We start from the raw sequence: 26905 nt of genomic DNA, 5'->3' as shown, positions 1-26905 counted from the left end.
TGTTATGTTCTTTTGGGCGTTGTAAAGGTCAAAAGGCCGGCGACACACTGAAGGGAGTCCCACATGGCAAGTCCAATTCTACCTGGCTTGGGTCTAGGCTCTGGCCTCGATACCACTGCGATCGTCAAGGCGCTGGTCGATTCCGACAAGGCCGCCAAGCAAGGTCAGATCACCCGAGCGACGACGACGACTGCCAACAGTATCTCCGGGGTGGGAACCCTGAAGTCTTTGTTGGCAGCGTTCAATACCGCCATGAAGGACTTGTCCAGCACCACGACCCCGCAATTCTCGGGTTATGCTGCGACATCCTCCGCCCCAGGTGTTGTCACGGCTACCGCCGGCAACTCGGCGGTGAATGGCACTTACGCAATCAAGGTCACAAACCTCGCCACGGCATCCAAGGTCACTTCGGCGGCCTTTGCCGGGGGGACGGCCAGTGCCATCCCGAGCGGCACGCTGACCATCGCGCAGAAGGGGGTCAACTATAACCTCAATGTGCCGGATGGTTCGACCTTGCAGTCGGTTCGCGACGCGATCAATGCTGACACTTCGCTCAAGGCTGCTGGCGTCAGTGCCAACATCGTGACCGACTCCTTCGGTTCGCGCCTGGTATTGGGCTCCACCACTACCGGGGCGGGTTCCGATATCTCGGTGAGCGGCATCGCGGGGCTGGAGATCGATGGAACGAATGTCGTAGGTGCCAACAATACTCCGCTGACGGCGACCTCGGCGGGTGCCATCGGTGCTTTGGCCCTGGATGCCAATTTCTCTGTCGATGGCATGGTGCTGACCAGCAAGAGCAATACGGTCAGCACGGCGATTTCCGGATTGACGTTGAATTTGGTCGGCGTGGCAGGCGACGGCACTTCAACCGTAACGGTGGCGCCGAACAACGACGGCCTGAAAGCCTCGATCCAGAAATTCGTCGATGCCTATAACGCGATCGCCAATAGCATCACCGCACTGACCAAGCCGTCGCTCGACGACGATGGGAAGCTGACGGTGCCGGCAAAATTGACCGGTGACGCATTGCCTCGCTCACTGCTGGCGGCGATTCGAACGCCCTTGTCTGAAACCGGCGCTGGCGACAAGCTGACCTCGCTGGCCCAGTTGGGTATTACCACCGATCAGAAGACGGGCGCGTTGAACTTCAATACCGTCAAATTCACCGAAGCGATGAGCGATAAAAAGCTCAGCGGTGAAGTCCAGACGTTGTTCACGGGCACCAATGGACTGCTGGAGCGCATGGGTAAGGCGATCGAACCCTACACTCAGACCGGCGGCATCCTCGACCAGCGCACCAGTACGCTGACCAAGACCCAGACCCGCCTGAAGAACGATCAGGAGGCCCTGGATCGTCGGGTCGAAACCCTGACCGCTGTTCTGACCAAAAAGTACAACGACATGGATACCCTGGTTGGCAAGCTGAAGGCCACTGCCAGCAACATTACCTCGATGTTCGAGGCGTTGACGGCACAACAGAAAAACAGCTGATTTTCCAGAGATGCAAAAGGCCCGGCAACGTTTTGACCACGTTCCGGGCTTTTGGCTTTTCGACCTAAAGTTTTTTGACGCAGCGTCGATACGCTATTTATACGAACCGAAGTTTCTTGATGAGGTAGAACATGAATCCGATGTTGGCCCTTCGCCAATACCAGAAGATTGGCGCCCAGGCGCAAACCTCCGAAGCAAGTCCCCATCGTCTTGTGCAGATGCTCATGGAGGGCGGCCTGGATCGTATCGCCCAGGCCAAGGGCGCGATGGAGCGCAAGGATATTGCAAACAGAGGCATTCTGATCAGCAAGGCCATCGGCATCGTCGGTGGTCTGCGTGAAGGCCTGGACCTGGAAAACCAGGCCGAGTCGGTCGCCGAACTGGATGCTCTTTACGCTTACATGATGAAACGTCTGGCCGAAGCCAACGTCAAGGCCGATCCGAAGATCCTCGACGAAGTCGCCGATCTGCTTCGCACGGTCAAGGAAGGCTGGGATGCCATTGCCGCGCCTGGTCCGCAATTCTAAGGAGTGCCCTCATGAGTCTTGTCCTGCAGCGAATCGAACACACCCGTGATGCCCTGGTCGATGCCTTGGCTGAGCGCAACTGGGAGGCCATCGGACAATTGGACCTGGCCTGTCGTTCCTGCATGGAAGACGTCCTGAGCGAGTCCGAGGTGGATGAGGCGGCGTTGCGTAATAATCTTGAGGAGTTACTGGGGGTGTACCGGCAATTGCTGGAGGCGGCCACAGGAGCGCGTCAGGCGATCGTCGACGAGATGCAACAGATCCATCAAGCACAGAACGCCGCAAAGGTTTACCATCTGTTCGGTTAATGCTCAGTTAATCCGAGTCCGTTGCGCCATAAATTTGACTGTGCACGGTTTTTTGACTTAACTAGTAGCTGTTTACAGATTTAAGGCGTCTACAGGCATGACAAGTCTGCAAGCGTCTAGCTTGCCCCCTAATTTCGGGCATTGGGTTGACTAGGGAAGTTGCTATTGCATGTGGCGTGAAACCAAAATTCTCCTGATCGATGACGATAGCGTTCGGCGCCGCGACCTGGCGGTGATCCTGAATTTTCTTGGCGAAGAAAATTTACCCTGCGGAAGCCATGATTGGCAGCAGGCTGTCGGCTCATTGTCGTCCAGTCGTGAAGTCATCTGTGTCCTTATCGGGACCGTAAATGCTCCCGCAACGCTTTTGGGCTTGCTAAAGACACTCTCAACCTGGGATGAGTTCCTTCCGGTTTTGTTAATGGGCGAAAATTCTTCCCTTGACTTGCCTGAAGACCAGCGCCGCCGGGTACTTTCCACGCTCGAAATGCCGCCCAGCTACAGCAAGCTGCTCGATTCGCTGCACCGCGCGCAGGTTTATCGCGAGATGTACGATCAGGCTCGCGAGCGCGGCAGGCATCGCGAACCCAACCTGTTCCGCAGCCTCGTCGGCACCAGCCGGGCGATCCAGCACGTGCGCCAGATGATGCAGCAGGTCGCCGATACCGACGCCAGCGTGCTGATCCTGGGCGAGTCGGGCACCGGCAAGGAAGTGGTCGCGCGCAATCTGCATTACCACTCCAAGCGTCGCGAAGCGCCGTTCGTGCCAGTCAATTGTGGCGCGATCCCGGCCGAGTTGCTGGAAAGCGAACTGTTCGGCCATGAGAAAGGCGCCTTCACTGGCGCGATCACCAGCCGCGCCGGGCGTTTCGAGCTGGCCAACGGCGGTACGCTGTTTCTCGACGAGATCGGCGACATGCCGTTGCCGATGCAGGTCAAGCTGTTGCGCGTCCTGCAGGAGCGCACCTTCGAACGTGTGGGCAGCAACAAGACCCAGAGCGTCGATGTGCGCATCATTGCCGCCACGCACAAGAACCTCGAGAGCATGATCGAGGTCGGCAGTTTCCGCGAAGACCTCTATTACCGCCTCAATGTTTTCCCGATCGAAATGGCGCCACTGCGTGAGCGCGTCGAAGACATCCCGTTGCTGATGAACGAATTGATCTCGCGCATGGAGCACGAAAAGCGCGGTTCGATCCGCTTCAACTCGGCGGCGATCATGTCCCTGTGTCGCCATGGTTGGCCGGGCAACGTCCGCGAGTTGGCCAACCTGGTGGAGCGCATGGCGATCATGCACCCGTACGGGGTGATCGGCGTGAACGAGTTGCCGAAGAAATTCCGCTACGTCGACGACGAAGACGAACAGATGGTCGACAGCCTGCGCAGCGACCTGGAGGAGCGAGTGGCCATAAACGGTCACACGCCGGACTTTACCGCCAATGCCTTATTGCCGCCCGAAGGCCTGGATCTCAAGGATTACCTGGGAGGCCTTGAACAAGGTCTGATCCAGCAAGCCTTGGACGATGCCAACGGTATCGTGGCCCGCGCGGCAGAACGCCTGCGCATCCGTCGTACCACCCTGGTGGAGAAGATGCGCAAGTACGGCATGAGCCGTCGTGAAGGAGATGAACAGGCGGATGATTGACGCCTGTTTTCCAACCGCCTGATTCTTGGGCGGTTTTTTTTCGGCACGGGTATTGCTATAGCCCTCGCAACGTTCCGTTTAACTGACGGTCAGCCAAGCGAGAGAGCACGATGACCCAAGCCGCCCAGATGTCTCCTGTCCCCGAACCGGGACACATGCCGTCCGCCGAACAGGCAAGCCGGCTTGGACTTGAGCAGGCATTTTCGCTGTTCAGCCAGATGTCCAGCCAACTGACGGATTCCTACAGCCTGCTCGAAGCCCGGGTCACCGAGCTCAAGGGCGAGCTGGCCGTGGTCAGCGCCCAGCGCATGCAGGAGCTGGCGGAAAAGGAACGCCTGGCCAATCGCCTGCAAAATCTCCTCGACCTGTTGCCCGGTGGTGTGATCGTCATCGACGCCCACGGCCGTGTACGCGAAGCCAACCCGGCGGCCTGCGAGTTGCTCGGCCTGCCCCTGGAGGGCGAGCTGTGGCGGCATGTCATCGCCCGCTGCTTTGCGCCCCGGGACGACGACGGCCATGAAGTGTCCCTCAAGGACGGCCGGCGCCTGTCCATCTCGACGCGCTCGCTGGACGCCGAGCCTGGGCAGTTGGTGCTGCTCAATGACTTGACTGAAACCCGTCACCTGCAAGACCAGTTGGCTCGCCACGAGCGCCTGTCTTCCCTGGGGCGGATGGTGGCCTCGCTGGCCCATCAGATTCGTACGCCGCTGTCCGCCGCGCTGCTCTATGCCAGTCACCTGACCGAGCAGCAATTGCCGATGGAAACCCAGCAACGCTTCGCCGGACGCTTGAAAGAGCGCCTGCACGAACTGGAGCACCAGGTACGGGACATGCTGGTGTTCGCTCGCGGCGAGCTGCCGTTGACCGACCGCGTCACCCCCAAGGCCTTGTTGCAATCGCTGCAGGCCGCGGCGTTGACTCATGTGCAGGAACTGCCGATCCGCTGGCAGTGCGACAGCCATGTCGGTGAAGTACTGTGCAACCGCGACACACTGGTGGGCGCGGTGTTGAACCTCATCGAAAACGCGATCCAGGCCAGCGGCGGCGACGTGCGGCTGAAAGTGCACTTGTACACGCGCGACAACACCTTGCGCCTGTCTGTCAGCGACAACGGCAGCGGTATCGAGCCGGCCGTGCTGGTGCGCCTGGGCGAGCCATTCTTTACCACCAAGACCACCGGCACGGGCCTGGGCCTGACCGTGGTCAAGGCCGTGGCCCGTGCTCATCAGGGAGAATTGCAATTGCGCTCGCGGTTGGGCCGTGGCACGTGTGCGACGGTGTGCTTGCCGCTGTTTTCCAATGCGCCAGGAGTGGAGTGAAAGCAATGGCGATCAAGGTGTTGCTGGTTGAGGATGACCGGGCCCTGCGCGAGGCGCTGGCCGATACCCTGGTGCTGGCCGGGCACGACTACGCCGCCGTCGGTTCGGCGGAGGAAGCGCTGCTGGCGGTGGGCCGGGAAGCGTTCAGCCTGGTGGTCAGTGACGTCAACATGCCAGGCATGGACGGCCATCAATTGCTCGGACTGTTACGGGCTCGTCAGCCGCAATTGCCGGTCTTGCTGATGACCGCTCACGGCGCCGTCGAGCGAGCGGTGGACGCCATGCGCCAGGGCGCGGCGGATTACCTGGTCAAGCCGTTCGAGCCAAAGGCACTGCTGGATCTGGTCGCGCGCCATGCCTTGGGCAGTCTCGCGGTCGAGGGCGAAGGCCCGGTGGCCATCGAACCGGCCAGTGCGCAACTGCTGGAATTGGCCGCACGGGTCGCTCGCAGTGATTCAACCGTGTTGATTTCCGGCGAGTCCGGTACGGGCAAGGAAGTGCTGGCCCGCTACATCCATCAACAATCCCGGCGTGCCGGGGAACCGTTCATTGCCATCAATTGCGCGGCGATTCCCGACAACATGCTCGAGGCGACACTGTTCGGCCACGAAAAGGGCTCGTTCACCGGCGCCATCGCGGCCCAGGCCGGCAAGTTCGAACAGGCCGACGGTGGCACGATCCTGCTCGATGAAATTTCCGAAATGCCGTTGGGCCTGCAAGCCAAGCTGTTGCGGGTATTGCAGGAGCGGGAAGTGGAGCGGGTGGGGGCGCGCAAGCCCATCAGCCTGGACATTCGCGTGGTGGCGACCACCAACCGCGACCTGGCCGGCGAAGTGGCGGCGGGGCGTTTCCGTGAAGACCTCTATTACCGTCTGTCGGTGTTCCCGCTTGCCTGGCGTCCGTTGCGCGAGCGCACCGCCGATATCCTGCCGCTGGCCGAGCGCCTGCTGAACAAACACGTCAATAAAATGAAGCACGCGGCGGCCCGGCTTTCAGCCGAGGCCCGGGCCTGTCTGGTTGCCTACCCGTGGCCGGGCAATGTCCGAGAACTGGATAACGCCATTCAGCGGGCTTTGATCCTGCAGCAGGGCGGTTTGATCCAGCCGGAGGATTTCTGCCTGGCCGGTCCGGTGGCCTGCGCGCCATTGCCCGCATTGGTACCGGCACCGACCGCAACCCCCGTGCCGCCGATGGATGTCGAGGGCGATTCGGTTGGCGCCTTGGGCGATGACCTGCGGCGTCGCGAGTTCCAGATGATCATCGACACCCTGCGCGCCGAACGCGGTCGTCGCAAGGAGGCTGCCGAACGCCTGGGGATCAGCCCGCGCACCCTGCGCTACAAGTTGGCGCAAATGCGTGACGCCGGCATGGATGTCGAGGCTTATCTGTTCGCCAGTTGAATAAGCACCAATACCCCCTGTGGGAGCGAGCTTGCTCGCCGATAGCGGTGGGTCAGTCAAGTCGAGGTCGGATGTGATGGGTTATCGCGGGCAGGCTCGCTCCCACAATGGGGTTGTGTGCGCATTTGTTTTCTATCGCCATGGAGCTGGCACCCTTGTTGCTAATACCTGAATACCCGCTGAGCAAGTGTCAAAAAAATGCGGGCCGCCAGAGAGAGTAGACCATGAGCCAAGGTATTGAATTTAATCGGTTGATGTTGGACATGCGGGCCATGCAAATGGACGCCATGGCCCAGCCTAAATCGGTCGCGGTCCCCCAGGTGGGTGGCAGCAGCTTTTCCGACATGCTCGGTCAGGCCGTCAATAAAGTGAACGATACCCAGCAGGCGTCGAACCAGTTGGCCAGTGCTTTCGAGATTGGCAAAAGTGGCGTCGACCTGACGGACGTAATGATCTCCTCGCAGAAAGCCAGTGTCTCGTTTCAGGCGCTGACCCAGGTTCGCAACAAACTGGTTCAAGCCTACCAAGACATCATGCAGATGCCGGTTTAAGGAAATTATTGAGTCATGGCAGAAGCAGCCGTTGATAACGTTCCAGCCAAGGCCACTCCGGTAGACGGCAAACCGCCGTTGTTCGGCCTGTCCTTCCTGGAAAATCTCTCCGAGATGACCATGCTGCGTCAGGTTGGCCTGTTGGTCGGCCTGGCTGCCAGCGTGGCGATTGGTTTTGCCGTGGTGCTGTGGTCCCAGCAACCGGACTATCGTCCGCTGTATGGCAGCCTGGCGGGCATGGACGCCAAGCAAGTCATGGAGACCCTGGCTTCCGCCGACATTCCTTACACCGTCGAACCCAATTCCGGCGCCTTGCTGGTCAAGGCCGATGACGTCGCTCGTGCGCGCCTCAAGCTCGCCGCGGCCGGCGTGACGCCGACCGATGGCAACATCGGTTTCGAGATCCTCGACAAGGACCAGGGCCTGGGCACCAGCCAATTCATGGAAGCGACCCGTTATCGTCGCGGCCTTGAAGGTGAGCTGGCGCGGACCATTTCCAGCCTGAACAATGTCAAGGGTGCCCGGGTGCACCTGGCGATCCCGAAAAGCTCGGTGTTCGTGCGCGACGAACGCAAGCCCAGTGCTTCGGTATTGGTCGAGCTGTATTCGGGCCGTTCCCTGGAGCCAGGCCAGGTCGTGGCCATCGTCAATCTGGTGGCGACCAGCGTACCCGAGCTGAGCAAATCGCAGATCACCGTGGTTGACCAGAAGGGCAACCTGCTGTCCGACCAGGCGGAAAACTCCGAACTGACCATGGCCGGCAAGCAATTCGATTACAGCCGTCGCATGGAAGGCATGCTGACCCAGCGGGTGCACAACATCCTGCAACCGATCCTGGGTAACGATCGCTATAAAGCCGAAGTGTCGGCCGATGTCGACTTCAGCGCCGTCGAGTCCACTTCCGAGCAGTTCAACCCGGATCAGCCGGCGTTGCGCAGCGAGCAGTCGGTGAATGAACAACGCACCGCCAGCAATGGCCCGCAAGGCGTCCCGGGTGCCCTGAGCAACCAGCCGCCGTCGCCGGCCAGTGCGCCGCAAACCACCGGTGGCGCCACGGCGGCCGCCGGCATGGTGCAGCCAGGTCAGCCGCTGATCGATGCCAACGGCCAGCAGATCATGGACCCGGCCACCGGCCAGCCGATGCTGGCGCCGTACCCGGCCGACAAGCGTCAGCAGTCGACCAAGAACTTCGAGCTCGATCGTTCCATCAGCCACACCAAGCAACAGCAGGGCCGTTTGAATCGCCTGTCGGTCGCGGTGGTGGTGGACGATCAGGTCAAGGTCAACCCGGCCAACGGTGAAACCAGCCGTGCGCCATGGAGCGCCGATGAATTGGCGCGCTTTACCCGCCTGGTGCAGGACGCCGTCGGTTTCGACGCCAGCCGCGGCGACAGCGTCAGCGTGATCAACGTGCCGTTCTCCCTGGAGCGCGGTGAAGTGGTCGCCGATATTCCATTTTATTCGCAACCCTGGTTCTGGGATGTGGTCAAGCAAGTACTGGGTGTGCTGTTCATCCTGATACTGGTGTTCGGCGTACTGCGTCCGGTGCTCAATAACATCACCAATGGCGGCAGGAACAAGCAGCTGGCCGGCCTGGGTGATGTGGAACTGGGCGGCATGGGCGGCCTGGATGGCGAATTGGCCAATGATCGCGTCAGCCTCGGCGGGCCGCAGAGCATTCTGCTGCCAAGCCCGAGCGAAGGCTATGACGCTCAGTTGAACGCTATCAAGAGTCTGGTGGCAGAAGACCCGGGTCGTGTGGCCCAGGTCGTGAAAGAGTGGATTAACGCAGATGAGTGATAATCGAGCCGCTGTTGCCAAATTGTCCCGGGTCGACAAAGCCGCGATCCTGCTGCTGTCCCTGGGGTCGACCGACGCCGCCCAGGTGCTGCGCCACATGGGGCCCAAGGAAGTCCAGCGCGTGGGCGTGGCCATGGCGCAGATGGGCAATGTGCACCGCGAGCAGGTCGAGCAGGTGATGAGTGAGTTCGTCGACATCGTCGGCGATCAGACCAGCCTGGGCGTGGGTTCCGACGACTACGTGCGCAAGATGCTCACCCAGGCTCTGGGCGAGGACAAGGCCAACGGTCTTATCGACCGGATCCTGCTGGGTGGCAATACCAGCGGCCTGGACAGCCTCAAGTGGATGGAGCCGCGGGCGGTTGCCGACGTGATCCGTTACGAGCACCCGCAGATCCAGGCGATCGTGGTGGCTTACCTCGACCCGGACCAGGCCGGCGAAGTGCTGGGCAACTTCGACCACAAGGTGCGCCTGGACATCATCCTGCGCGTTTCTTCGCTCAATACCGTGCAGCCGGCGGCCCTGAAAGAATTGAACCAGATTCTCGAAAAGCAGTTCTCGGGCAACTCCAATGCCTCGCGCACCACCCTGGGTGGCATCAAGCGTGCGGCGGATATCATGAACTTCCTCGACAGTTCGATCGAAGGTCAGTTGATGGACTCGATCCGCGAATTCGACGAAGACCTGTCCGGTCAGATCGAAGACCTCATGTTCGTGTTCAACAACCTGTCCGATGTCGACGATCGTGGCATCCAGGCGCTGTTGCGCGAGGTGTCGTCCGACGTGCTGGTACTGGCCCTCAAGGGCTCGGACGAAGGCGTCAAGGAAAAAATCTTCAAGAACATGTCCAAACGAGCGGCCGAACTGTTGCGCGACGACCTCGAGGCCAAGGGCCCGGTGCGCGTCAGCGATGTGGAAACCGCACAGAAGGAAATCCTCACCATCGCCCGCCGCATGGCCGAAGCCGGGGAGATCGTTCTCGGTGGCAAGGGCGGCGAAGAGATGATCTAAGGTCGTTATGTCTGCCAAGAGTGATGAAGCCCCCAGCGACCTGATCCGCGCCCGGGACGTCGGTGGTTTCGACGTCTGGTCGCTGCCCAGCTTCGACCCCCATGTGCCCGAGCCTGAGCCGGAGCCGGTGGAAGAGCTGCCGGAAATGGAGGAGGTGCCGCTGGAAGAAGTCCAGCCGCTGACCCTCGAGGAAGTCGAGAGCATTCGCCAGGAAGCCTATAACGAAGGTTTTGCCGTGGGTGAAAAGGAAGGCTTCCACAGCACCACGCTCAAGGTTCGCCAGGAAGCCGATGTGGCGCTGACGGCCAAGCTCCGTGCGTTGGAATCGCTGATGCTCAACCTGTTCGACCCCATCGCCGAGCAGGACAGCCAGATCGAGAAATCCCTGGTGGGCCTGGTGCAACACATTGCCAAACAAGTGATCCAGCGCGAACTGGCCATCGATTCGAGCCAGATCGAACACGTCATGCGTGAAGCGCTCAAGTTGTTGCCGCTGGGCGTGGGTAACGTGCGGCTGTACATCAATCCCCAGGACTTCGAACTGGTCAAGGCCCTGCGCGAGCGCCATGAAGAAACCTGGCGCATCGTCGAGGACGCGGCGCTGCTGCCGGGCGGTTGCCGGGTGGAAACCGAACACAGCCGCATCGACGCCACCGTTGAAACCCGTATCAGCCAGATCATGGCCAAGTTGTTCGACCAACTGCACGAACAGGCCCTGCATCCGGCCGCCGCCGACCTGAGCCTGGAGTTGCCGGACGATCCCCTGATCAGTGCCGATGCCGCGCCGGCCGATGTGGGGCTGGAGGTGCCTGAATTGGACGCTTCTGTACCGGACAGCCGCGATGCGCCTTGAGCGAACCAGCTTCGGCAAGCGCCTGGGCAGCTACGCCGAGGCCAGTGAGCTGGCCGGCCAACCGATCCTGGAAGGTCGCCTGCTGCGCATGGTCGGCCTGACCCTCGAAGCCGAGGGCCTGCGTGCCGCCATGGGCAGCCGCTGCATGGTGATCAACGACGACAGCTACCACCCGGTGCAGGTCGAAGCCGAAGTCATGGGTTTCTCCGGCAGCAAAGTCTTCTTGATGCCGGTGGGCAGCGTCGCCGGTATCGCACCGGGCGCGCGCGTCGTGCCCCTGGCCGACAATGGTCGCTTGCCCATGGGCATGAGCATGCTCGGGCGCGTGCTGGACGGAGCCGGGCGCGCCCTGGACGGCAAGGGCGGCATGAAGGCCGAGGATTGGGTGCCGATGGATGGCCCGACGATCAACCCCCTCAAGCGTGACCCCATCAGCATGCCGCTGGACGTGGGTATCCGTTGCATCAACGGTTTATTGACGGTCGGGCGCGGCCAACGCCTGGGCCTGTTTGCCGGTACCGGGGTGGGTAAGAGTGTGCTGTTGGGCATGATGACCCGCTTCACCGAAGCCGACATCATCGTGGTGGGGCTGATCGGTGAACGGGGCCGTGAGGTCAAGGAGTTCATCGAGCACATCCTCGGCGAGGAAGGGCTCAAGCGTTCGGTGGTGGTGGCTTCGCCTGCGGACGATGCGCCGTTGATGCGGCTGCGGGCTGCCATGTATTGCACGCGCATTGCCGAGTATTTCCGCGACAAGGGCAAGAACGTCCTGCTGCTGATGGATTCGCTGACCCGTTTCGCCCAGGCCCAGCGGGAAATCGCCCTGGCCATCGGCGAACCGCCGGCCACCAAGGGCTATCCGCCTTCGGTCTTCGCCAAGCTGCCGAAACTGGTCGAGCGCGCCGGCAATGCGGAAAAAGGTGGCGGCTCGATCACCGCGTTCTATACCGTGCTGTCCGAAGGTGATGACCAGCAAGACCCCATCGCCGACTCGGCCCGGGGTGTGCTCGACGGTCACATCGTGCTGTCCAGGCGCCTGGCCGAAGAGGGTCACTACCCGGCCATCGACATCGAGGCTTCCATCAGCCGGGTCATGCCGTCGGTGATCAGCGCCGAGCACATGAAACGGGCCCAGCAGTTCAAGCAGTACTGGTCGCGCTACCAGCAAAGCCGTGACCTGATCAGCGTCGGTGCCTATGTGCCGGGCGGTGACCGCGAGACCGACACCGCTATCAGTCTTTACCCGGCCATGGCCGTCTACCTGCGCCAAAGCTTGAACGACAACATCGGCATGGGCGCCAGCGAGGCGCACTTGCAGACTATTTTCGCGCCGGTCTCGGGCACGTAACCGGCCATGGCCACAAGTCGTGCGGCGCGCCTGGCACCCGTGGTGGAAATGGCGGAAAAAGCCGAGAAGACCGCTGTCCAGCGACTGGCGTATTTCCAGGGGCAAGTGGCCGTTGCCGAGAGCAAGCTGGCAGACTTGGAAAACTTTCGACTCGAATACCAGGAGCAGTGGATCGCCCGAGGCAGCCACGGGGTCTCCGGGCAATGGTTGCTGGGCTACCAGGGGTTCCTGGCACAGCTGGGCACCGCCATCGACCAGCAGCGCCAGAGCCTGGTCTGGCACCAGAACAACCTGGAGAAGGCTCGCCAGAGCTGGCAAGAGGCGTTTGCCCGAGTCGAAGGGTTGCGCAAACTGGTGCAGCGTTATATCGATGAAGCGCGACAGTTGGAAGACAAGCGCGAACAGAAACTGCTCGATGAATTGTCCCAGCGTCTGCCGCGACAGAACCCCTACTGATGGGAAATGAGGTTTTTGTCGTATGAACGAGGCAAAACCTTGCTCAGACCTTTACCAGATGCTACACCTTGTACACGTATGTCCATGACAAGGAAGCCGATCATGTCAGTAGTTACCGAAGTATCCCCCGATGGGCATAAGCTGACGATCTCGATCAAGGGTCGATTCGATTTCGGGCGGCATCAGGAGTTTCGTGAGTCCTATGAGCGGCTCATCACGAAACCCGAGTCCATCGTGGTGGATTTGAAAGAAGCCACTTATCTCGACAGTTCCGCCCTGGGCATGCTCCTGCTGTTGCGCGATCATGCCGGCGGCGACGAGTCGGATATCCGGGTCGTCAACAGCAGCTCCGACGTCAAGAAAATCCTCGCGATCTCCAATTTCGACAAGCTGTTCGACATCAGTTGATCGCCATGCAATCGTCGTCGGAGCCACTGACGGTCCTGATTGCCGAAGACAGTGCCGCTGATCGACTGCTGTTGTCGACCATTGTCCGCCGCCAGGGTCACCACGTGCTCACCGCGGCCAATGGCGCCGAAGCGGTCGACGTCTACCTGGAACAGCGTCCGCACCTGGTGCTGATGGACGCGATGATGCCCGTGATGGACGGCTTCGAAGCCGCGCAGAGAATCAAGCAACTGGCTGGGGACCAATTGGTCCCGATCATTTTCCTCACTTCGCTGACTGAGAGCGAAGCCCTGGCCCGTTGCTTGGAGGCGGGCGGCGACGACTTTCTGGCCAAGCCCTATAACCAGGTGATCCTGGCGGCCAAGATCAAGGCCATGGACCGTTTGCGACGGTTGCAGGCCACGGTGGTGGAGCAGCGCGACCAGATCGCCCGGCACCATGACTATCTGCTCAACGAACAACGGGTCGCCAAGGCCGTGTTCGACAAGATCGCCCATTCCGGCTGCCTGAGCGCGCCGAACATCCGCTACCTGCAATCACCTTATGCCTTGTTCAATGGCGATTTGCTGCTGGCCGCGTTCAATCCGGCCGGCGACATGCACGTCCTGCTGGGGGATTTCACCGGGCACGGTTTGCCGGCGGCGGTCGGCGCGATGCCGCTGGCGGAAGTGTTCTACGGGATGACGGCCAAGGGCTACGGCCTGGCGCAGATCCTGCGGGAGATGAATGCCAAGCTCAAGCGCATCCTGCCGGTGGATATGTTCTGTTGCGCAACGCTGTTGTGCCTCAGTTTCCAGCGTTGCACGGTGGAAATCTGGAACGGTGGCATGCCCGATGGTTACCTGCATGACAGCCTCAGCGGCGAGCGTACGCCGTTGCCGGCGCGGCACTTGCCGTTGGGCGTGCTCACGCCGCACTTGTTCGATGACCGCACCGAGGTGCATTCGATGTCCCTGGGGGACCGGGTGTTCCTGTTGTCCGATGGCGTAATAGAGACCAGTGACCGCGATGACCAGCCGTTTGGCGTGGAGCGGTTGCAGCAGGTATTTTCGGCCAACCGTGAGCCTGACCGTCTTTTTGAGGACATCCAGCAGGCCCTGCGGGATTTTCGCGGTGAGGCCCGTGACGACTTCAGCATGGTCGAGGTGCGACTGGTCGCACCGACGCAACTCAATCCGCCGCCACCGGTCTATTCCGATAGCGGCCAGTCCAGCCCACTGGACTGGTCGGTGAGCTTCGAGTTCCGGGCCCAGACCCTCAAGCGCTTCAACCCGATGCCCTACCTGTTGCAGTTGCTGCTTGAGGTCCATGGGCTCAGGGCCCAGAGTGGCGCCCTTTATAGTGTCATGTCTGAGCTCTACTCCAATGCCCTGGATCACGGGGTGCTGGGGCTCGACTCGAGCCTCAAGCGTGATGCCGCGGGTTTTGCTCGCTACTACAGCGAGCGCAATACGCGCCTGGATGAACTGAGTGACGGTTACGTGCGGGTGCACTTGCACGTTTCGCCAAGCGGCGAGGGTGGTCGCCTGGCCATCGAGGTCGAAGACAGCGGCGAGGGTTTCGATGTCGCCCGGGTGCTGGCACGGCCCGTGGACAGTGATCGGTTGTCGGGGCGCGGCGTGAGCCTGGTGCGCCAGTTGAGCCACCAGGCCCGCTGGTCAGACGATGGTCGTAGTGCGCGCGTGGAGTTTTTCTGGGAGGCTCTGGCATAATTGGCGTCATTCTTGATCAGGGAGCGAACAAGTGAACGAGATTCATCTGGACCGCGACGTGCTCAGCACGTTGAAGGAAGTCATGGAGGAGGGGTATCTGGAGTTGCTGGATACGTTTCTCAACGACTCCGAGGCTCGCCTGCGCGTGCTGCATGAAGCGCGGGACGCTGAAAAATTGAGCGCCACGGCCCACAGTTTCAAGGGCAGCAGCAGCAACATGGGCGCCATCCGCCTGGCCGAGCTGTGCGGCGAACTGGAACAGCGTGCCAAGCAGCCGTCATTGGGCGGTATCGAAAACCTGGTCAACGAAATCGACAGCGAATTCGCCCATGTCCGCAAGCTTTGCCGGGAAGAGCGTGAAGGCTTCCACTGCTGAGATTTGAGGGCCCAGGTAAGTTTTGGCCCGTGCCTTGCATTGCCTAGTCTCGACTGTACCTATGATTCCAGTGCAGCGGAGACCTTTTTATGCCCGTTACCCCCAATTCATTGCTTCAGGCCTCTGTCCAGGCCAAGCCCAAGGTCGCCGTCAATTCACCGGCAGCGGCCCCGGACCTCGGGGATAGAGCCTCCAGCTTCGCTCAAGTCTTCGCCAAGCAGGCGCCTTCCAAAACGGCGGCGGCCCCGGAGCCTGTGGTGAAATCGGCGCGCGACAAGGCCGCCGATAACACCGTCAAAAAAGACACCGGCAACGAAAGCCCTGCCGCCCCGGAACCGACGGTTGCCGATAGCGGCAAACCCTTGCCCGCGGACAAACCAGCCAGCACCGACGACAAGACCGCCAGCGATACCAGCGCCGACTCGGCTGAAACGCCCGTGGCGGATGCGGCGCCGGTCGATCCGAGCCTTGATCCTGGTGTGCTGCCGGACATGACGGTGCCGGTCGCGACAGCCCCGGCGGAACCTGCCCCCGTGGCGGTCACGGCTGAGGCCCAGGTCGCCACGGCAGTTGCGGCGCCCGTTGTCCCATTGGCCGCTGCGGCCCAGCCAGCAGCCCCGGTCGTCGATCCAGCCTTCGACCCGGAAGCCGACCCTCTCGACGCATTGCCCGCCTTGCGCTTGGCGATGGAGCAGGGCGGTCATGTTTCCGCCACCAGCCAGGCGCAGCCCAAGAGCGCTGCCCCGGTGTCGCTCGACGGTGAACCGACGTCGGCGCAGACCTTTGCCGCCGGGATGGCCAGCATGCTCAGCGTGCAAGCCGATCAGAACAGTACCGAGTCCGGTAGCCAGGGGGGCGACAAGGCCTTCGGTGGCTTGATCAGCGAAGGCCTCAAGGACCTGGGCACGGCGTCCAGCGACACTCGCGTGGATGATTTCGCCAACCGCCTGGCCGCGCTGACCCAGGCCGCCACACCCAAAACCGCCAACGCAGTGCCGGTCAACCAACCTATCGCGATGAATCAGAGCGGTTGGACCGAAGAGGTGGTCAACCGGGTGATGTACCTGTCCAGCGTCAATCTCAAGGCGGCCGACATCCAATTGCAGCCCGCGGAGCTCGGACGCCTGGATATCCGGGTGAACATGGTTCCGGACCAGCAGACCCAGGTCACGTTCATGAGCGCCCACTCCGGCGTTCGTGAAGCCCTCGAAGGCCAGTTGCATCGCCTGCGGGACAGTTTTAGCCAGCAGGGCATGGGCCAGGTCGACGTCAGCGTGTCGGATCAATCCCGTGGTTCGCAGAACCAGGAGCAGCAAGCCCAGCAGCAGGCCCGGGCCGGGCGTACGACGTCATCTGGCGGGCGGGTGGATTCAGCGGAGGAAGCTGGCCCGGTCGGTATCGCTGAAGTGGCCGCCAGCACCACCAGCGTCATTGGCACCAGCGCGGTCGACTACTACGCCTGATCCAACGATGCTCACCCCTGTGGGAGCGAGCTTGCTCGCGATAGCGATGAACCAGTCCCCGCAAAAGTGACTGACAATCCGCTATCGCGAGCAAGCTCGCTCCCACAGTGGTTTCATGGGGCTGAAGATTCTATTTGCCCGTCATCCTGGGTGCTGACACTTCTGGCATAACACTTGCTCCTGCCTTGCCGTGCAACAGTGAAAACCCCGATTAGTGACGGATTATTGGCATGGCGAAGAGTGAAGCAGCAGCTGTAAAAGACCCTGCAACCAAAGGCAAACTCAAGCTGATCATCATGATCGTGGTGGGTTTGCTCCTGGCGATCGGCGTGTCCGTGGGGGCGACCTGGTATTTCATGCACAGCGCTCAGAGCAAGCCGGCAGCGGCGGTCGAGGCTGCGCCGGTGGGCAAGCAGCCGGCGATTTTCGAACCGATGGCGCCCGCCTTCGTGGCCAACTACACCGTGAACGGTCGTCAACGCTACATGCAGGTCAGCATTACTTTGCAAGGTCGCAACCAGGCTGACCTGGAAGCGCTGCGGGTGCACATGCCGCTGATCCGCAACAACCTGGTAATGCTCTTTTCCGGACAGAATTTCGACACCCTGGCCACGCCCGTCGGCCAGGAAATGCTGCGTCAGAAAGCCACGGCCAGCGTGCAGGAAGTGGCTCAGAAAGAGCTCGGCAAAGTGGTGATCGAACAGTTGCTCTTCACTAACTTCGTATTGCAGTAGGAACACGACATGGCCGTGCAGGACCTGCTGTCCCAGGACGAAATCGACGCGCTGTTGCATGGTGTCGACGATGGTCTGGTACAGACCGAAAACGCTGCTGAACCGGGCAGCGTCAAAAGCTATGACCTGACCAGCCAGGATCGCATCGTTCGCGGACGCATGCCGACCCTGGAAATGATCAACGAGCGTTTCGCCCGGTACACTCGCATCAGCATGTTCAACATGCTGCGCCGCTCGGCCGACGTGGCTGTCGGTGGCGTGCAGGTGATGAAGTTCGGCGAGTACGTGCATTCGTTGTACGTGCCCACCAGTCTCAACCTGGTGAAGATCAAGCCGTTGCGCGGCACCGCGTTGTTCATCCTCGACGCCAAGCTGGTGTTCAAGCTGGTGGACAACTTCTTTGGTGGCGACGGTCGTCACGCCAAGATCGAAGGTCGTGAATTCACCCCGACCGAGCTGCGGGTGGTGCGCATGGTGCTGGAACAGGCCTTCATCGATTTGAAGGAAGCCTGGCAGGCGATCATGGAAGTGAACTTCGAGTACATCAACTCGGAAGTGAACCCGGCCATGGCCAACATCGTCGGGCCGAGTGAAGCCATCGTGGTCTCGACCTTCCACATCGAGCTCGATGGCGGTGGCGGCGACCTGCACGTGACCATGCCGTATTCGATGATCGAGCCGGTGCGCGAAATGCTCGACGCCGGTTTCCAGTCGGACCTCGACGACCAGGACGAACGCTGGATCAACGCCTTGCGCCAGGACGTGCTCGACGTCGATGTGCCGATCGGCGCGACAGTCGCCCGGCGCCAGCTGCGCCTGCGAGACATCCTGCACATGCAGCCGGGGGACATCATCCCCGTCGAGATGCCGGAAGATATGATCATGCGCGCCAATGGCGTGCCGGCCTTCAAGGTCAAGATGGGCTCTCACAAAGGCAACCTGGCGTTGCAGGTGATCGAGCCGATCGAACGCCGCTGAGGGGTGTCAACTTCTTAAGTTTGTAACGGATTTTACGTTTTTTACTGATTTTTGCCCGCCGAGGACAAATGATGGCTAACGATATGAATACCCAGGATGACCAGGCGCTGGCCGACGAATGGGCTGCGGCCCTGGAAGAAACCGGCGACGCCGGGCAGGCCGACATCGATGCCTTGCTGGCCGCCGATAGCGGTAATCACGGGTCCAACCGCCTGCCGATGGAAGAATTTGGCAGCGTGCCCAAGAGCAACGAGCCGGTCACGCTGGATGGGCCGAACCTGGATGTGATCCTCGACATCCCGGTGTCGATCTCCATGGAAGTGGGCAGCACCGATATCAACATCCGCAACCTGCTGCAGCTCAACCAGGGCTCGGTGATCGAGCTGGACCGCCTGGCCGGCGAGCCGCTCGACGTGCTGGTCAACGGCACCTTGATCGCCCATGGCGAAGTGGTGGTGGTCAACGAGAAGTTCGGCATTCGCCTGACGGACGTGATCAGCCCGAGCGAACGCATCAAGAAGCTGCGCTGAGTGAAAGGTTTCTTCGCCGCAGCGTCGATGCTGCCGTTGAGCGTGCTGGCGGCCGAACCGGTTGCCACGGCGGCCGTTGCGCCGGCGGCAGGCAATGGGGTCGCCGGACAACTGGCGCAACTGGTGCTCGGCTTGCTGTTGGTGCTGGGCCTGATCTTCTTTCTCGCCTGGTTGTTGCGCCGCGTGCAGCAGGCGGGACCGGCCGGCAAGGGCCAGGTCATCGACATCGTCGGTTCGCGCGCGCTCGGGCCACGCGACCGGCTGGTGCTGGTGCAGGTCGGCAACGAGCAGATCCTGCTGGGCCTGAGCCCGGGCACCATCACCGCCTTGCACGTCCTCAAGGAGCCGGTGCAGGTACCTTCCACCGAGCCGGCCAGCCCCGAATTTGCCCAGCGCCTCATGGAGCTGCTGGGGAAAGACCAGAAGGATAAAAAGTAATGCCGTTGCGCATTCTGTTGGCATTGGCCCTGATGCTGGCCGCACCGTTGGCGTTCGCCGCCGACCCGCTGTCGATCCCGGCGATCACCCTGGGGACCAACGCCGAAGGGGCCCAGGAATACTCGGTCAGCCTGCAGATCCTGCTGATCATGACCGCGCTGAGTTTCATCCCGGCGTTCGTCATGCTGATGACCAGTTTCACCCGGATCATCATTGTCTTTTCGATCCTGCGCCAGGCCCTGGGCCTGCAACAGACCCCCTCGAACCAGATCCTCACCGGCATGGCGCTGTTCCTGACCATGTTCATCATGGCGCCCGTGTTTGATCGGGTGAACCAGGATGCGCTGCAACCCTACCTGGCAGAAAAAATCACTGCTCAGGATGCCGTGGCCAAGGCCGAGGTGCCGATCAAGGATTTCATGCTGGCCCAGACCCGCAGCAGCGACCTGGAGCTGTTCATGCGCCTGTCCAAGCGCACCGACATCCCCAGTGCCGACCAGGCGCCGCTGACGATCCTGGTGCCGGCGTTCGTGACGTCCGAGCTGAAAACCGCGTTCCAGATCGGGTTCATGATCTTCATCCCGTTCCTGATCATCGACCTGGTGGTCGCCAGCGTGCTGATGGCCATGGGTATGATGATGCTCTCGCCGCTGATCATTTCCCTGCCGTTCAAGATCATGCTGTTTGTGCTGGTGGACGGCTGGGCGTTGATCATCGGTACGCTGGCGGGCAGTTTCGGCGGTGTTTAGGCCTTTTGTGCAGGTAGGACGATATGACGCCTGAAGTAGCGGTAGACCTGTTCCGTGAAGCGCTCTGGCTGACGACCATGATGGTTGCCATCCTGGTGATCCCCAGCCTGCTGGTGGGGTTGCTGGTGGCGATGTTCCAGGCCGCGACCCAGATCAACGAACAGACCTTGAGCTTCCTGCCGCGCCTGCTGGTGATGCTGGTGACGCTGATCGTCGCTGGCCCCTGGATGGTACAAACCTTCATGGAATACATCCTGCAGCTGTACGGCAGTATTCCGCAGTTGATCGGCTGACCTGATGTCGATGCTCGCGCTGACGGACACCCAGATCAGTTCCTGGGTGGCATCGTTCGTCCTGCCGCTGTTTCGCGTCACCGCGGTGCTGATGAGCATGCCGGTCTTCGGCACGACCCTGGTGCCCCGGCGCGTGCGCTTGTACTTCGCCCTGGCGATCACGGTGGTCATCGCGCCCGGGCTACCGCCGATGCCGCCGGTCAGTGCCCTGGACCTCAGTGCGCTGATGCTGGTGGCCGAGCAAATCCTCATCGGTACCTTGATGGGGTTCTCGTTGCAGCTGTTCTTCCAGGCATTCGTGGTGGCCGGGCAAATCATCTCGATCCAGATGGGCATGGCCTTCGCATCCATGGTCGACCCCACCAATGGCGTGACGACGGCGGTGATCGGTCAGTTCCTGACGATGCTGGTGACCCTGTTGTTCCTGGCCATGAATGGGCATCTGGTGGTGTTCGAGGTGTTGACCGAGAGCTTTACCACCATGCCGGTGGGCAGTGCGTTGCTGGTCAATCACTTCTGGGAAATCGCCGGCAAGCTCGGCTGGGTCCTGGGCGCGGCGATGGTGCTGGTATTGCCGGCGATCACCGCGTTGCTGGTGGTCAATATCGCGTTTGGCGTGATGACCCGCGCAGCGCCGCAATTGAATATTTTCTCCATTGGCTTCCCGCTCACCCTCGTGTTGGGCATGGTGATTTTCTGGGTCAGCCTGGGGGATATCCTCAATCAGTATCAGCCGCTGGCCATCCAGGCCTTGCAGCTTTTACGCGACATGGCACAGGCACGCTGAACCATGGCCGAGAGCGAGAGTGGCCAGGACAAGACAGAAGACCCCACGGAAAAGCGCCTGCGCGAATCCCGGGAAAAGGGCGAGACCGCCCGCTCCAAGGAGCTCAACACGCTGGCGATCATGCTGGCCGGGGCGGGCGGGCTGCTGGTTTATGGCGGCGGGCTGGCCCTGGACCTGCTGGAAATCATGCGCCTGAATTTCTCCCTGCCCCGCGAGGTGCTGCTGTCTCCGGGGGCCATGTCCCAGCATCTGCTGCACTCGGGCAAGATCGCGATACTGGCGGTGCAGCCGGTTCTGATCTGCTTGCTGCTGGCCGCCGTGATCGGCCCGATTTCCCTGGGCGGCTGGTTGTTCGCTGCCGGCAGCCTGGCTCCCAAGTTCAGCCGGATGAACCCGGCCGCCGGTCTCAAGCGGATGTTTTCCACCACGGCGCTGATGGAGTTGCTCAAGGCGTTTGGGAAATTCCTGCTGGTGCTGTTCGTGGCGCTGACGGTGTTGCAATCCGACATCGATGATCTGGTGCGCATTGCCCACGAGCCACTGGAGCAGGCGATTATCCACAGTGTGCAGTTGGTGGGCTGGAGTACGTTGTGGATGGCGTGCGGCCTGATCCTGATCGCCGCCATCGACGTGCCGATCCAGCTGTATCAGAGCAAGCAGAAGTTGATGATGACCAAGCAGGAAGTGCGCGACGAGCACAAGGACGCGGAGGGCAAGCCAGAGGTCAAGCAGCGTATCCGTCAATTGCAGCGCGAGGTCTCCCAGCGGCGGATGATGGCGGCCATCCCCGAGGCGGATGTGGTCATCACCAACCCGACTCACTACGCCGTCGCCCTCAAGTACGACCCCGAAAAAGGCAACGCCCCGGTGTTGCTGGCCAAGGGCAGTGACTTCCTGGCGCTGAAGATCCGTGAGATCGCCGTGGCCAATGAGGTGACGCTGCTTGAGTCCCCGGCGCTGGCGCGATCGATTTACTACTCCACCGAACTCGACCAGGAAATCCCCGGGGGGCTGTACCTGGCCGTGGCCCAGGTATTGGCCTATGTCTATCAGATCCGCCAACACCGCGCCGGCAAGGGCAAGCGCCCCGAGCCGCTGAAGGACTTGCCGATACCGCCCGATTTACGGCGTGATTCCTGAGGGAGCTTTGTTCGGAAGCTTGCTGTGCGTCGACAAAGGCTGGCCGCTCAAAACCAGGAAGTTGCGCAGATTTACGGCGTAGCTCGTATTCTGCTTGAACGTGGCGAGGCAGCTTGCGCCCGCAGGGCCGCGTAGCAGCTCGTTCTAAGGCAGTTGTTGCACAACCGAGCGCAAGCAAAGCTCTTATCAAACAAAAATACGGCCCTTTTGGTAAATGCATTTTAAGCAGCGCCCAAGACGCTGCCGGCTTCCTGCTAGGCAAACGAAACTTTGTTCCACTTGTTGGCTGAAGCGACATAGCGAAAGTGGAAGGTGTCGCCTTTTTTAAGCTGCAAGTTGGCCCCTGATGCCAGGTTGGTGCCCATGACGGTGGCGGTGTAGGTTGCACTGGAGGTGAGGGTGACCTTGTCGTTGTTCCAGGCATTGGCGGGAAGTGTGATCTGCTGGACGAAGTCCCCATCCCTGAAATGCACCTGGGTTTCTTCAGTGCCGGTATCTGCCATCTGGGCGCCCGCCTGGGCTGCGCCATAGCTGTGTATGGGCGTCTTTAGCACCTGCCAGGCGCCTTGGTTGAACATGAACAGATACTGGTCGCCCCGCTGGCAGCGATAGACCCTTTCGCCGGATCGACGGTGGATGTGGCTGTGCCAGCCTTCGGTAGCCGTTATGTCGGATGTCACCTCAAGATACCTATAGGCAGGTGCGGTGCCTGGCAGGTAGATATGGTCTGTCCAGTTGTAATCCGCAGTCTGATAACGGACGAATTTCTCATCGGTACCTATGTTCGGGACCGTATCACCTGAGGTGTTGGGGGAATGGACAACGTCGGGCCGCACTATCCATTTGGATTGGATGGCGTCATAGATGAATAGCGCCACATCACCTTGCACCAGAATCAGGTTATTGGCTGGAGTGTTATTGGTGGATACCTGAACGGTTGTATTCAATTGCGCCTTGTTGATGATGAGTACGGTGCCATTGGGCGTCGCATAGGAAGGAAGTCTTATCTTGTCCCGCCAATTGCCGTTGTATATGTTCAAGACAATGGCCCGGTGTCCATGCGGTATGTAGCCATCGGTAAGTTCCAGAGGAGTGAGCGAAAGGGAACTCCATTGCTTGCTTCTGAAACTGTTGGCATGAATGCAATTATCGATATGCCGGTGGCGCAAGGACCAGTCGGTGTTGATGATGTAGAACTTCATGATCGGCGAGTTGGTTGCGCCCGCCGCAAACCAGTTCATCACGTCCGGTGACATATCGTCCGGTTGTCCAACTTTTGTGTATTTGTGGGCCTGGATGGAGCGCAGCTCATACTCCGGCTTTATTTCATTACCGACTTGGTCGATAAAACTCTTCAGCTCGCTGCTGGAGGGCGTGTTCTTTTGTATCCAGCGATGATTGACCCCGGGCCAAAACAGCGGATCCCGTTGGCTGTGGTTGTAGGCAATCACCACATTTTTCTGCAAAGCCCACAGCTGCCTGAGCGACAAGACATTCCACTTGGGTTCGATCAGTCTGCTGCCCAGCCGATTCTTAATAATCGTGGCCAACTCGCGATGTGCCGCGTCGGTAAAGTTCTTGAATTGATGGAAGTCGAGGATGACCACCTCGTTGCCGTAAGCGGTGTAGAGGTTGATGGCAGCTTGAAGGCAGTCGCCTTCGATGGTTCTTCTGGAGTTCAGACTGTGGTAAATCATGAATCTTTTCGCGTCCCCTACGGGATAGCCAAAAAAGAACTCAACCCTTAAATCCAGCACCCGGATCCCCGTCTGTAACTGGCTGTGGGGGGATACGTCCTGGCAGGTTTCATAGCTGTTGGAGTAGGGCGCCTGTTTATCCATCGCCGAGTTGTGGGTCCCGGGCAGTATCATCTCGTCGATGCGCAGGCTTGCAGTGGCGCTGGGGTAGTAGCCCATCCAGTTTGGTCGCACATTATTGAACGGGGTGCAGATTCCGCTGTTGATACTGCCGCTCGGGCACCAGCCTACCTTGGGTGTCGAGAGCGGTTCATCGCCAGGTGCGGGATCGCAACGGGTGGGCTGCTCGGTATCGGGATATTCAGCGGGAGGATAAGGGGCAAGCTCGGGCGCCACATAGGGCTTCAACACGCCATGCTCGTCCAGGTCGTCTGAATGTACGCCCATTTGTTCAGCAAGTTCGACGAGGGAAATATTCTTGGTCATGACAGGCCTCCGTCTAAGGGGGGCTGAATCGATCATTGCAACCTCCCGAGTGGCCATTCAATACCTTTGTTGCCTGTCTCGACCACTCACAGAAGTATTAGGTTGACGCTTTTGAGATCTCGTGCATGTAGGGGGGGGCTATGTTCCGGGCCGGGTGCTCTCATCCGAGTCAATTTCCTATCGCTTCCAAAGTTGGACGGCTTTTTGCAAAAGCAGGCCATATGACGCTACCGGCGTCAAAAGTTTGCTTCACAGGAACGGGGAAAATCGGTGGATCGCTCACAGTTATTCAGCACCGCGCGCAGCAATGTCGTAGACCTCAGCCGGGGTAATCTGGGCGTGCCGCTGTTGCTGCTGGTCATGCTTGCCATGATGATGCTGCCGGTGCCGCCGTTCCTGCTGGACGTGTTCTTCACGTTCAACATCGCCCTGTCGATCGTCGTGCTGCTGGTGTGCGTCTACGCCCTGCGGCCGCTGGATTTCGCCGTCTTCCCGACCATCCTGCTGGTGGCCACGCTGTTGCGCCTGGCGCTGAACGTGGCGTCCACCCGCGTGGTGATGCTCCACGGCCAGGACGGGCACGCCGCCGCCGGTAAGGTGATCCAGGCCTTCGGTGAGGTGGTGATCGGCGGTAACTACGTGGTCGGTATCGTGGTCTTCGCCATCTTGATGATCATCAACTTCGTCGTGGTGACCAAGGGTGCCGGGCGGATTTCCGAGGTGAGCGCGCGTTTCACCCTCGATGCGATGCCCGGCAAGCAGATGGCGATCGACGCCGACCTCAACGCCGGCCTGATCGACCAGAGCCAGGCCAAGCTGCGTCGCCTGGAAGTGGCCCAGGAAGCCGAGTTCTACGGTTCCATGGACGGTGCCAGCAAATTCGTGCGCGGTGACGCCATCGCCGGCCTGTTGATTCTGTTCATCAACCTGATCGGCGGCATGGCTGTCGGCATCTTCCAGCACAACATGTCGTTTGGCGACGCCGGCAGGGTCTACGCCTTGTTGACGATTGGTGACGGTTTGGTGGCGCAATTGCCATCACTGTTGTTATCCACAGCGGCCGCGATCATGGTGACCCGTGCTTCGGGCTCCGAAGACATGGGCAAGCAGATCGGTCGGCAGATGTTCGCCTCGCCCAAGGCCCTGGCCGTTGCCGCTGGCCTGATGGCCGTGATGGGCCTGGTGCCGGGGATGCCGCACATTTCCTTCCTGACCATGGCCGCCGCCGCCGCGGGTGGTGCCTACCTGTTCTGGAAGAAGCAGAACGCGCAGAAAGTCCAGGCCCTGCAAGAGGTCAAGCGCCAGCAGGAGCTGCTGCCGTCGCCGGCCCGCGCCATGGAAACCAAGGAACTGGGCTGGGATGACGTGACGCCTATCGACATGATCGGCCTGGAAGTCGGCTATCGCCTGATTCCCTTGGTCGACCGTAACCAGGGTGGTCAGTTACTGGCGCGGATCAAGGGCGTGCGCAAGAAGCTCTCCCAGGACCTGGGCTTCCTGATGCCCACCGTACATATTCGCGACAACCTCGACCTGGCGCCGAGCGCCTATCGCCTGACCTTGATGGGGGTGATCCTGGCCGAAGCCGAGATCTACCCCGACCGCGAATTGGCGATCAACCCGGGCCAGGTCTACGGCAGCCTCAACGGCATCACCGCCAAGGATCCGGCTTTCGGCCTGGAAGCGGTGTGGATCGAAATCAGCCAGCGGGCCCAGGCCCAGTCCCTCGGTTATACCGTGGTGGACGCCAGTACCGTGGTGGCGACCCACTTGAACCAGATCCTGTACAAGCACTCCAGCGAGCTGATTGGCCACGAAGAAGTCCAGCAACTCCTGCAGGTGCTGGCCAAAGGCTCGCCGAAACTGGCTGAGGAGCTGGTGCCGGGCGTGGTTTCGTTGTCGCAGTTGCTCAAGGTGCTGCAGGCGCTGCTGGCCGAACAAGTGCCCGTACGCGACATACGCAGTATCGCCGAGGCCATCGCCAACAACGCCTCCAAGAGTCAAGATACCGCCGCCTTGGTGGCTGCGGTTCGGGTCGGCGTGTCCCGCGCAATCGTCCAAAGCATTGTAGGCACTGAGTCTGAGCTGCCTGTGATCACCTTGGAGCCAAGGTTGGAACAGATATTGCTCAATAGTCTGCAGAAGGCAGGACAAGGCTCGGAAGAGGGTGTTCTGCTGGAGCCAAGCATGGCCGAGAAGCTGCAGCGTTCGCTGATCGAAGCAGCCCAGCGGCAGGAGATGCAAGGCCAACCGGTGATCCTGCTGGTGGCCGGTCCGATTCGCGCGATGCTCTCGCGATTCGGTCGCCTCGCGGTCCCGGGGCTGCATGTGCTGGCGTATCAGGAAATACCGGACAACAAGCAAGTGACCATCGTTGCGACAGTAGGGCCCAACGGCTGAG

Annotated in this window: 26 protein-coding genes; 25 read left to right on the top strand and 1 reads right to left on the bottom strand. The window is 60.8% G+C overall.

The features are described from left to right. Window positions 1-63 precede the first annotated feature (63 nt). From fliD to flhB, 24 genes are all read left to right on the top strand, one after another. Window positions 64-1494 (top strand): flagellar filament capping protein FliD, encoded by a 1431-nt coding sequence (gene fliD, locus BLU85_RS04285; protein ID WP_092204538.1) that lies wholly within the window; start codon window positions 64-66, stop codon window positions 1492-1494. Window positions 1495-1625: 131 nt separating this feature from the next. Further along, window positions 1626-2021: a flagellar export chaperone FliS gene (gene fliS / locus BLU85_RS04280; RefSeq protein ID WP_060738652.1), complete on the top strand. Its 396-nt coding sequence runs from the start codon at window positions 1626-1628 to the stop codon at window positions 2019-2021. 11 nt (window positions 2022-2032) lie between these two features. Then, complete coding sequence (locus BLU85_RS04275; protein ID WP_092204539.1) at window positions 2033-2329, top strand: flagellar protein FliT; 297 nt, start codon at window positions 2033-2035, stop codon at window positions 2327-2329. Between the two features lie 169 nt (window positions 2330-2498). Then, window positions 2499-3974: a sigma-54 dependent transcriptional regulator gene (locus BLU85_RS04270; protein WP_003199076.1), complete on the top strand. Its 1476-nt coding sequence runs from the start codon at window positions 2499-2501 to the stop codon at window positions 3972-3974. A 110-nt stretch (window positions 3975-4084) separates the two neighbouring features. Next, a complete protein-coding gene (locus BLU85_RS04265; RefSeq protein WP_092204540.1) occupies window positions 4085-5293 on the top strand; it encodes a sensor histidine kinase in 1209 nt (402 codons plus the stop codon). A 5-nt stretch (window positions 5294-5298) separates the two neighbouring features. Further along, the gene (gene fleR / locus BLU85_RS04260; RefSeq protein ID WP_092204541.1) at window positions 5299-6693 is read left to right on the top strand and encodes a sigma-54-dependent response regulator transcription factor FleR; all 1395 of its coding nucleotides are present in this window, start codon (window positions 5299-5301) and stop codon (window positions 6691-6693) included. 224 nt (window positions 6694-6917) lie between these two features. Beyond that, window positions 6918-7244, top strand: coding sequence for a flagellar hook-basal body complex protein FliE (gene fliE, locus BLU85_RS04255; protein WP_003199082.1), 327 nt, complete (start codon window positions 6918-6920; stop codon window positions 7242-7244). Between the two features lie 15 nt (window positions 7245-7259). Then, a complete protein-coding gene (gene fliF / locus BLU85_RS04250) occupies window positions 7260-9044 on the top strand; it encodes a flagellar basal-body MS-ring/collar protein FliF (RefSeq protein WP_060738649.1) in 1785 nt (594 codons plus the stop codon). Beyond that, window positions 9037-10056 carry a flagellar motor switch protein FliG gene (fliG, locus tag BLU85_RS04245; protein ID WP_003199086.1) on the top strand — a complete coding sequence of 340 codons (1020 nt, stop codon included), beginning with the start codon at window positions 9037-9039 and terminating at the stop codon, window positions 10054-10056. Before fliF ends, fliG begins: the two co-directional genes overlap by 8 nt. A gap of 7 nt (window positions 10057-10063) precedes the next feature. Then, window positions 10064-10909, top strand: a complete 846-nt coding sequence (gene fliH, locus BLU85_RS04240) for a flagellar assembly protein FliH (protein WP_092204542.1) — start codon at window positions 10064-10066, stop codon at window positions 10907-10909. Continuing rightward, window positions 10899-12257: a flagellar protein export ATPase FliI gene (fliI, locus tag BLU85_RS04235; RefSeq protein ID WP_092204543.1), complete on the top strand. Its 1359-nt coding sequence runs from the start codon at window positions 10899-10901 to the stop codon at window positions 12255-12257. The genes fliH and fliI overlap by 11 nt, the downstream gene beginning before the upstream one ends. Window positions 12258-12263: 6 nt before the next feature. Beyond that, entirely contained in the window at window positions 12264-12713 is a 450-nt protein-coding gene (gene fliJ, locus BLU85_RS04230) for a flagellar export protein FliJ (RefSeq protein WP_092204544.1), read from the top strand. Between the two features lie 102 nt (window positions 12714-12815). Beyond that, a complete protein-coding gene (locus BLU85_RS04225; RefSeq protein WP_092204545.1) occupies window positions 12816-13121 on the top strand; it encodes an STAS domain-containing protein in 306 nt (101 codons plus the stop codon). A 5-nt stretch (window positions 13122-13126) separates the two neighbouring features. After that, window positions 13127-14833: an ATP-binding SpoIIE family protein phosphatase gene (locus BLU85_RS04220; protein ID WP_092204546.1), complete on the top strand. Its 1707-nt coding sequence runs from the start codon at window positions 13127-13129 to the stop codon at window positions 14831-14833. 31 nt (window positions 14834-14864) lie between these two features. Continuing rightward, window positions 14865-15209, top strand: a complete 345-nt coding sequence (locus BLU85_RS04215) for an Hpt domain-containing protein (RefSeq protein WP_053178502.1) — start codon at window positions 14865-14867, stop codon at window positions 15207-15209. Between the two features lie 89 nt (window positions 15210-15298). Further along, the gene (locus BLU85_RS04210; protein WP_092204547.1) at window positions 15299-16672 is read left to right on the top strand and encodes a flagellar hook-length control protein FliK; all 1374 of its coding nucleotides are present in this window, start codon (window positions 15299-15301) and stop codon (window positions 16670-16672) included. A gap of 230 nt (window positions 16673-16902) precedes the next feature. Beyond that, on the top strand, window positions 16903-17406 hold the full coding sequence (gene fliL / locus BLU85_RS04205) for a flagellar basal body-associated protein FliL (RefSeq protein ID WP_092204548.1): 504 nt from the start codon (window positions 16903-16905) through the stop codon (window positions 17404-17406). 9 nt (window positions 17407-17415) lie between these two features. Continuing rightward, on the top strand, window positions 17416-18384 hold the full coding sequence (gene fliM, locus BLU85_RS04200) for a flagellar motor switch protein FliM (RefSeq protein WP_053120288.1): 969 nt from the start codon (window positions 17416-17418) through the stop codon (window positions 18382-18384). Between the two features lie 71 nt (window positions 18385-18455). Next, a complete protein-coding gene (fliN, locus tag BLU85_RS04195; RefSeq protein WP_072408512.1) occupies window positions 18456-18914 on the top strand; it encodes a flagellar motor switch protein FliN in 459 nt (152 codons plus the stop codon). Then, the gene (fliO, locus tag BLU85_RS04190) at window positions 18915-19352 is read left to right on the top strand and encodes a flagellar biosynthetic protein FliO (protein ID WP_092204549.1); all 438 of its coding nucleotides are present in this window, start codon (window positions 18915-18917) and stop codon (window positions 19350-19352) included. After that, on the top strand, window positions 19352-20101 hold the full coding sequence (gene fliP, locus BLU85_RS04185) for a flagellar type III secretion system pore protein FliP (protein WP_053120292.1): 750 nt from the start codon (window positions 19352-19354) through the stop codon (window positions 20099-20101). Before fliO ends, fliP begins: the two co-directional genes overlap by 1 nt. Before the next feature lie 23 nt (window positions 20102-20124). Then, window positions 20125-20394, top strand: a complete 270-nt coding sequence (gene fliQ, locus BLU85_RS04180; protein WP_038858957.1) for a flagellar biosynthesis protein FliQ — start codon at window positions 20125-20127, stop codon at window positions 20392-20394. A gap of 4 nt (window positions 20395-20398) precedes the next feature. Continuing rightward, the gene (gene fliR, locus BLU85_RS04175; protein ID WP_092204550.1) at window positions 20399-21181 is read left to right on the top strand and encodes a flagellar biosynthetic protein FliR; all 783 of its coding nucleotides are present in this window, start codon (window positions 20399-20401) and stop codon (window positions 21179-21181) included. A gap of 3 nt (window positions 21182-21184) precedes the next feature. Next, complete coding sequence (gene flhB / locus BLU85_RS04170) at window positions 21185-22321, top strand: flagellar biosynthesis protein FlhB (RefSeq protein ID WP_092204551.1); 1137 nt, start codon at window positions 21185-21187, stop codon at window positions 22319-22321. Between the two features lie 254 nt (window positions 22322-22575). Here flhB and BLU85_RS04165 read toward each other — a convergent pair whose 3' ends face one another. Continuing rightward, complete coding sequence (locus BLU85_RS04165) at window positions 22576-24504, bottom strand: hypothetical protein (protein ID WP_092204552.1); 1929 nt, start codon at window positions 24502-24504, stop codon at window positions 22576-22578. Window positions 24505-24774: 270 nt separating this feature from the next. Here BLU85_RS04165 and flhA point away from each other — a divergent pair, with 270 nt between their 5' ends. Beyond that, complete coding sequence (gene flhA / locus BLU85_RS04160; protein ID WP_092204553.1) at window positions 24775-26904, top strand: flagellar biosynthesis protein FlhA; 2130 nt, start codon at window positions 24775-24777, stop codon at window positions 26902-26904. Window position 26905: the final 1 nt, after the last annotated feature.

The sequence above is a fragment of the Pseudomonas sp. NFACC14 genome, from assembly GCF_900106885.1.
Taxonomy (GTDB): Bacteria; Pseudomonadota; Gammaproteobacteria; order Pseudomonadales; family Pseudomonadaceae; genus Aquipseudomonas; species Aquipseudomonas fluorescens_AA.
The sequence above is the reverse complement of the archived record's forward strand: the minus strand, read 5'-3'. Positions and strand labels throughout refer to the sequence as shown.

Excerpts from the sequence above, each read along its gene's own strand:
- fliD (WP_092204538.1), top strand. The coding sequence starts at position 64 with ATGGCAAGTCCAATTCTACCTGGCTTGGGTCTAGGCTCTGGCCTCGAT.
- fliS (WP_060738652.1), top strand. The coding sequence starts at position 1,626 with ATGAATCCGATGTTGGCCCTTCGCCAATACCAGAAGATTGGCGCCCAG.
- BLU85_RS04275 (WP_092204539.1), top strand. The coding sequence starts at position 2,033 with ATGAGTCTTGTCCTGCAGCGAATCGAACACACCCGTGATGCCCTGGTC.
- BLU85_RS04270 (WP_003199076.1), top strand. The coding sequence starts at position 2,499 with ATGTGGCGTGAAACCAAAATTCTCCTGATCGATGACGATAGCGTTCGG.
- BLU85_RS04265 (WP_092204540.1), top strand. The coding sequence starts at position 4,085 with ATGACCCAAGCCGCCCAGATGTCTCCTGTCCCCGAACCGGGACACATG.
- fleR (WP_092204541.1), top strand. The coding sequence starts at position 5,299 with ATGGCGATCAAGGTGTTGCTGGTTGAGGATGACCGGGCCCTGCGCGAG.
- fliE (WP_003199082.1), top strand. The coding sequence starts at position 6,918 with ATGAGCCAAGGTATTGAATTTAATCGGTTGATGTTGGACATGCGGGCC.
- fliF (WP_060738649.1), top strand. The coding sequence starts at position 7,260 with ATGGCAGAAGCAGCCGTTGATAACGTTCCAGCCAAGGCCACTCCGGTA.
- fliG (WP_003199086.1), top strand. The coding sequence starts at position 9,037 with ATGAGTGATAATCGAGCCGCTGTTGCCAAATTGTCCCGGGTCGACAAA.
- fliH (WP_092204542.1), top strand. The coding sequence starts at position 10,064 with ATGTCTGCCAAGAGTGATGAAGCCCCCAGCGACCTGATCCGCGCCCGG.
- fliI (WP_092204543.1), top strand. The coding sequence starts at position 10,899 with ATGCGCCTTGAGCGAACCAGCTTCGGCAAGCGCCTGGGCAGCTACGCC.
- fliJ (WP_092204544.1), top strand. The coding sequence starts at position 12,264 with ATGGCCACAAGTCGTGCGGCGCGCCTGGCACCCGTGGTGGAAATGGCG.
- BLU85_RS04225 (WP_092204545.1), top strand. The coding sequence starts at position 12,816 with ATGTCAGTAGTTACCGAAGTATCCCCCGATGGGCATAAGCTGACGATC.
- BLU85_RS04220 (WP_092204546.1), top strand. The coding sequence starts at position 13,127 with ATGCAATCGTCGTCGGAGCCACTGACGGTCCTGATTGCCGAAGACAGT.
- BLU85_RS04210 (WP_092204547.1), top strand. The coding sequence starts at position 15,299 with ATGCCCGTTACCCCCAATTCATTGCTTCAGGCCTCTGTCCAGGCCAAG.
- fliL (WP_092204548.1), top strand. The coding sequence starts at position 16,903 with ATGGCGAAGAGTGAAGCAGCAGCTGTAAAAGACCCTGCAACCAAAGGC.
- fliM (WP_053120288.1), top strand. The coding sequence starts at position 17,416 with ATGGCCGTGCAGGACCTGCTGTCCCAGGACGAAATCGACGCGCTGTTG.
- fliN (WP_072408512.1), top strand. The coding sequence starts at position 18,456 with ATGGCTAACGATATGAATACCCAGGATGACCAGGCGCTGGCCGACGAA.
- fliP (WP_053120292.1), top strand. The coding sequence starts at position 19,352 with ATGCCGTTGCGCATTCTGTTGGCATTGGCCCTGATGCTGGCCGCACCG.
- fliQ (WP_038858957.1), top strand. The coding sequence starts at position 20,125 with ATGACGCCTGAAGTAGCGGTAGACCTGTTCCGTGAAGCGCTCTGGCTG.
- fliR (WP_092204550.1), top strand. The coding sequence starts at position 20,399 with ATGTCGATGCTCGCGCTGACGGACACCCAGATCAGTTCCTGGGTGGCA.
- flhB (WP_092204551.1), top strand. The coding sequence starts at position 21,185 with ATGGCCGAGAGCGAGAGTGGCCAGGACAAGACAGAAGACCCCACGGAA.
- BLU85_RS04165 (WP_092204552.1), bottom strand. The coding sequence starts at position 24,504 with ATGACCAAGAATATTTCCCTCGTCGAACTTGCTGAACAAATGGGCGTA.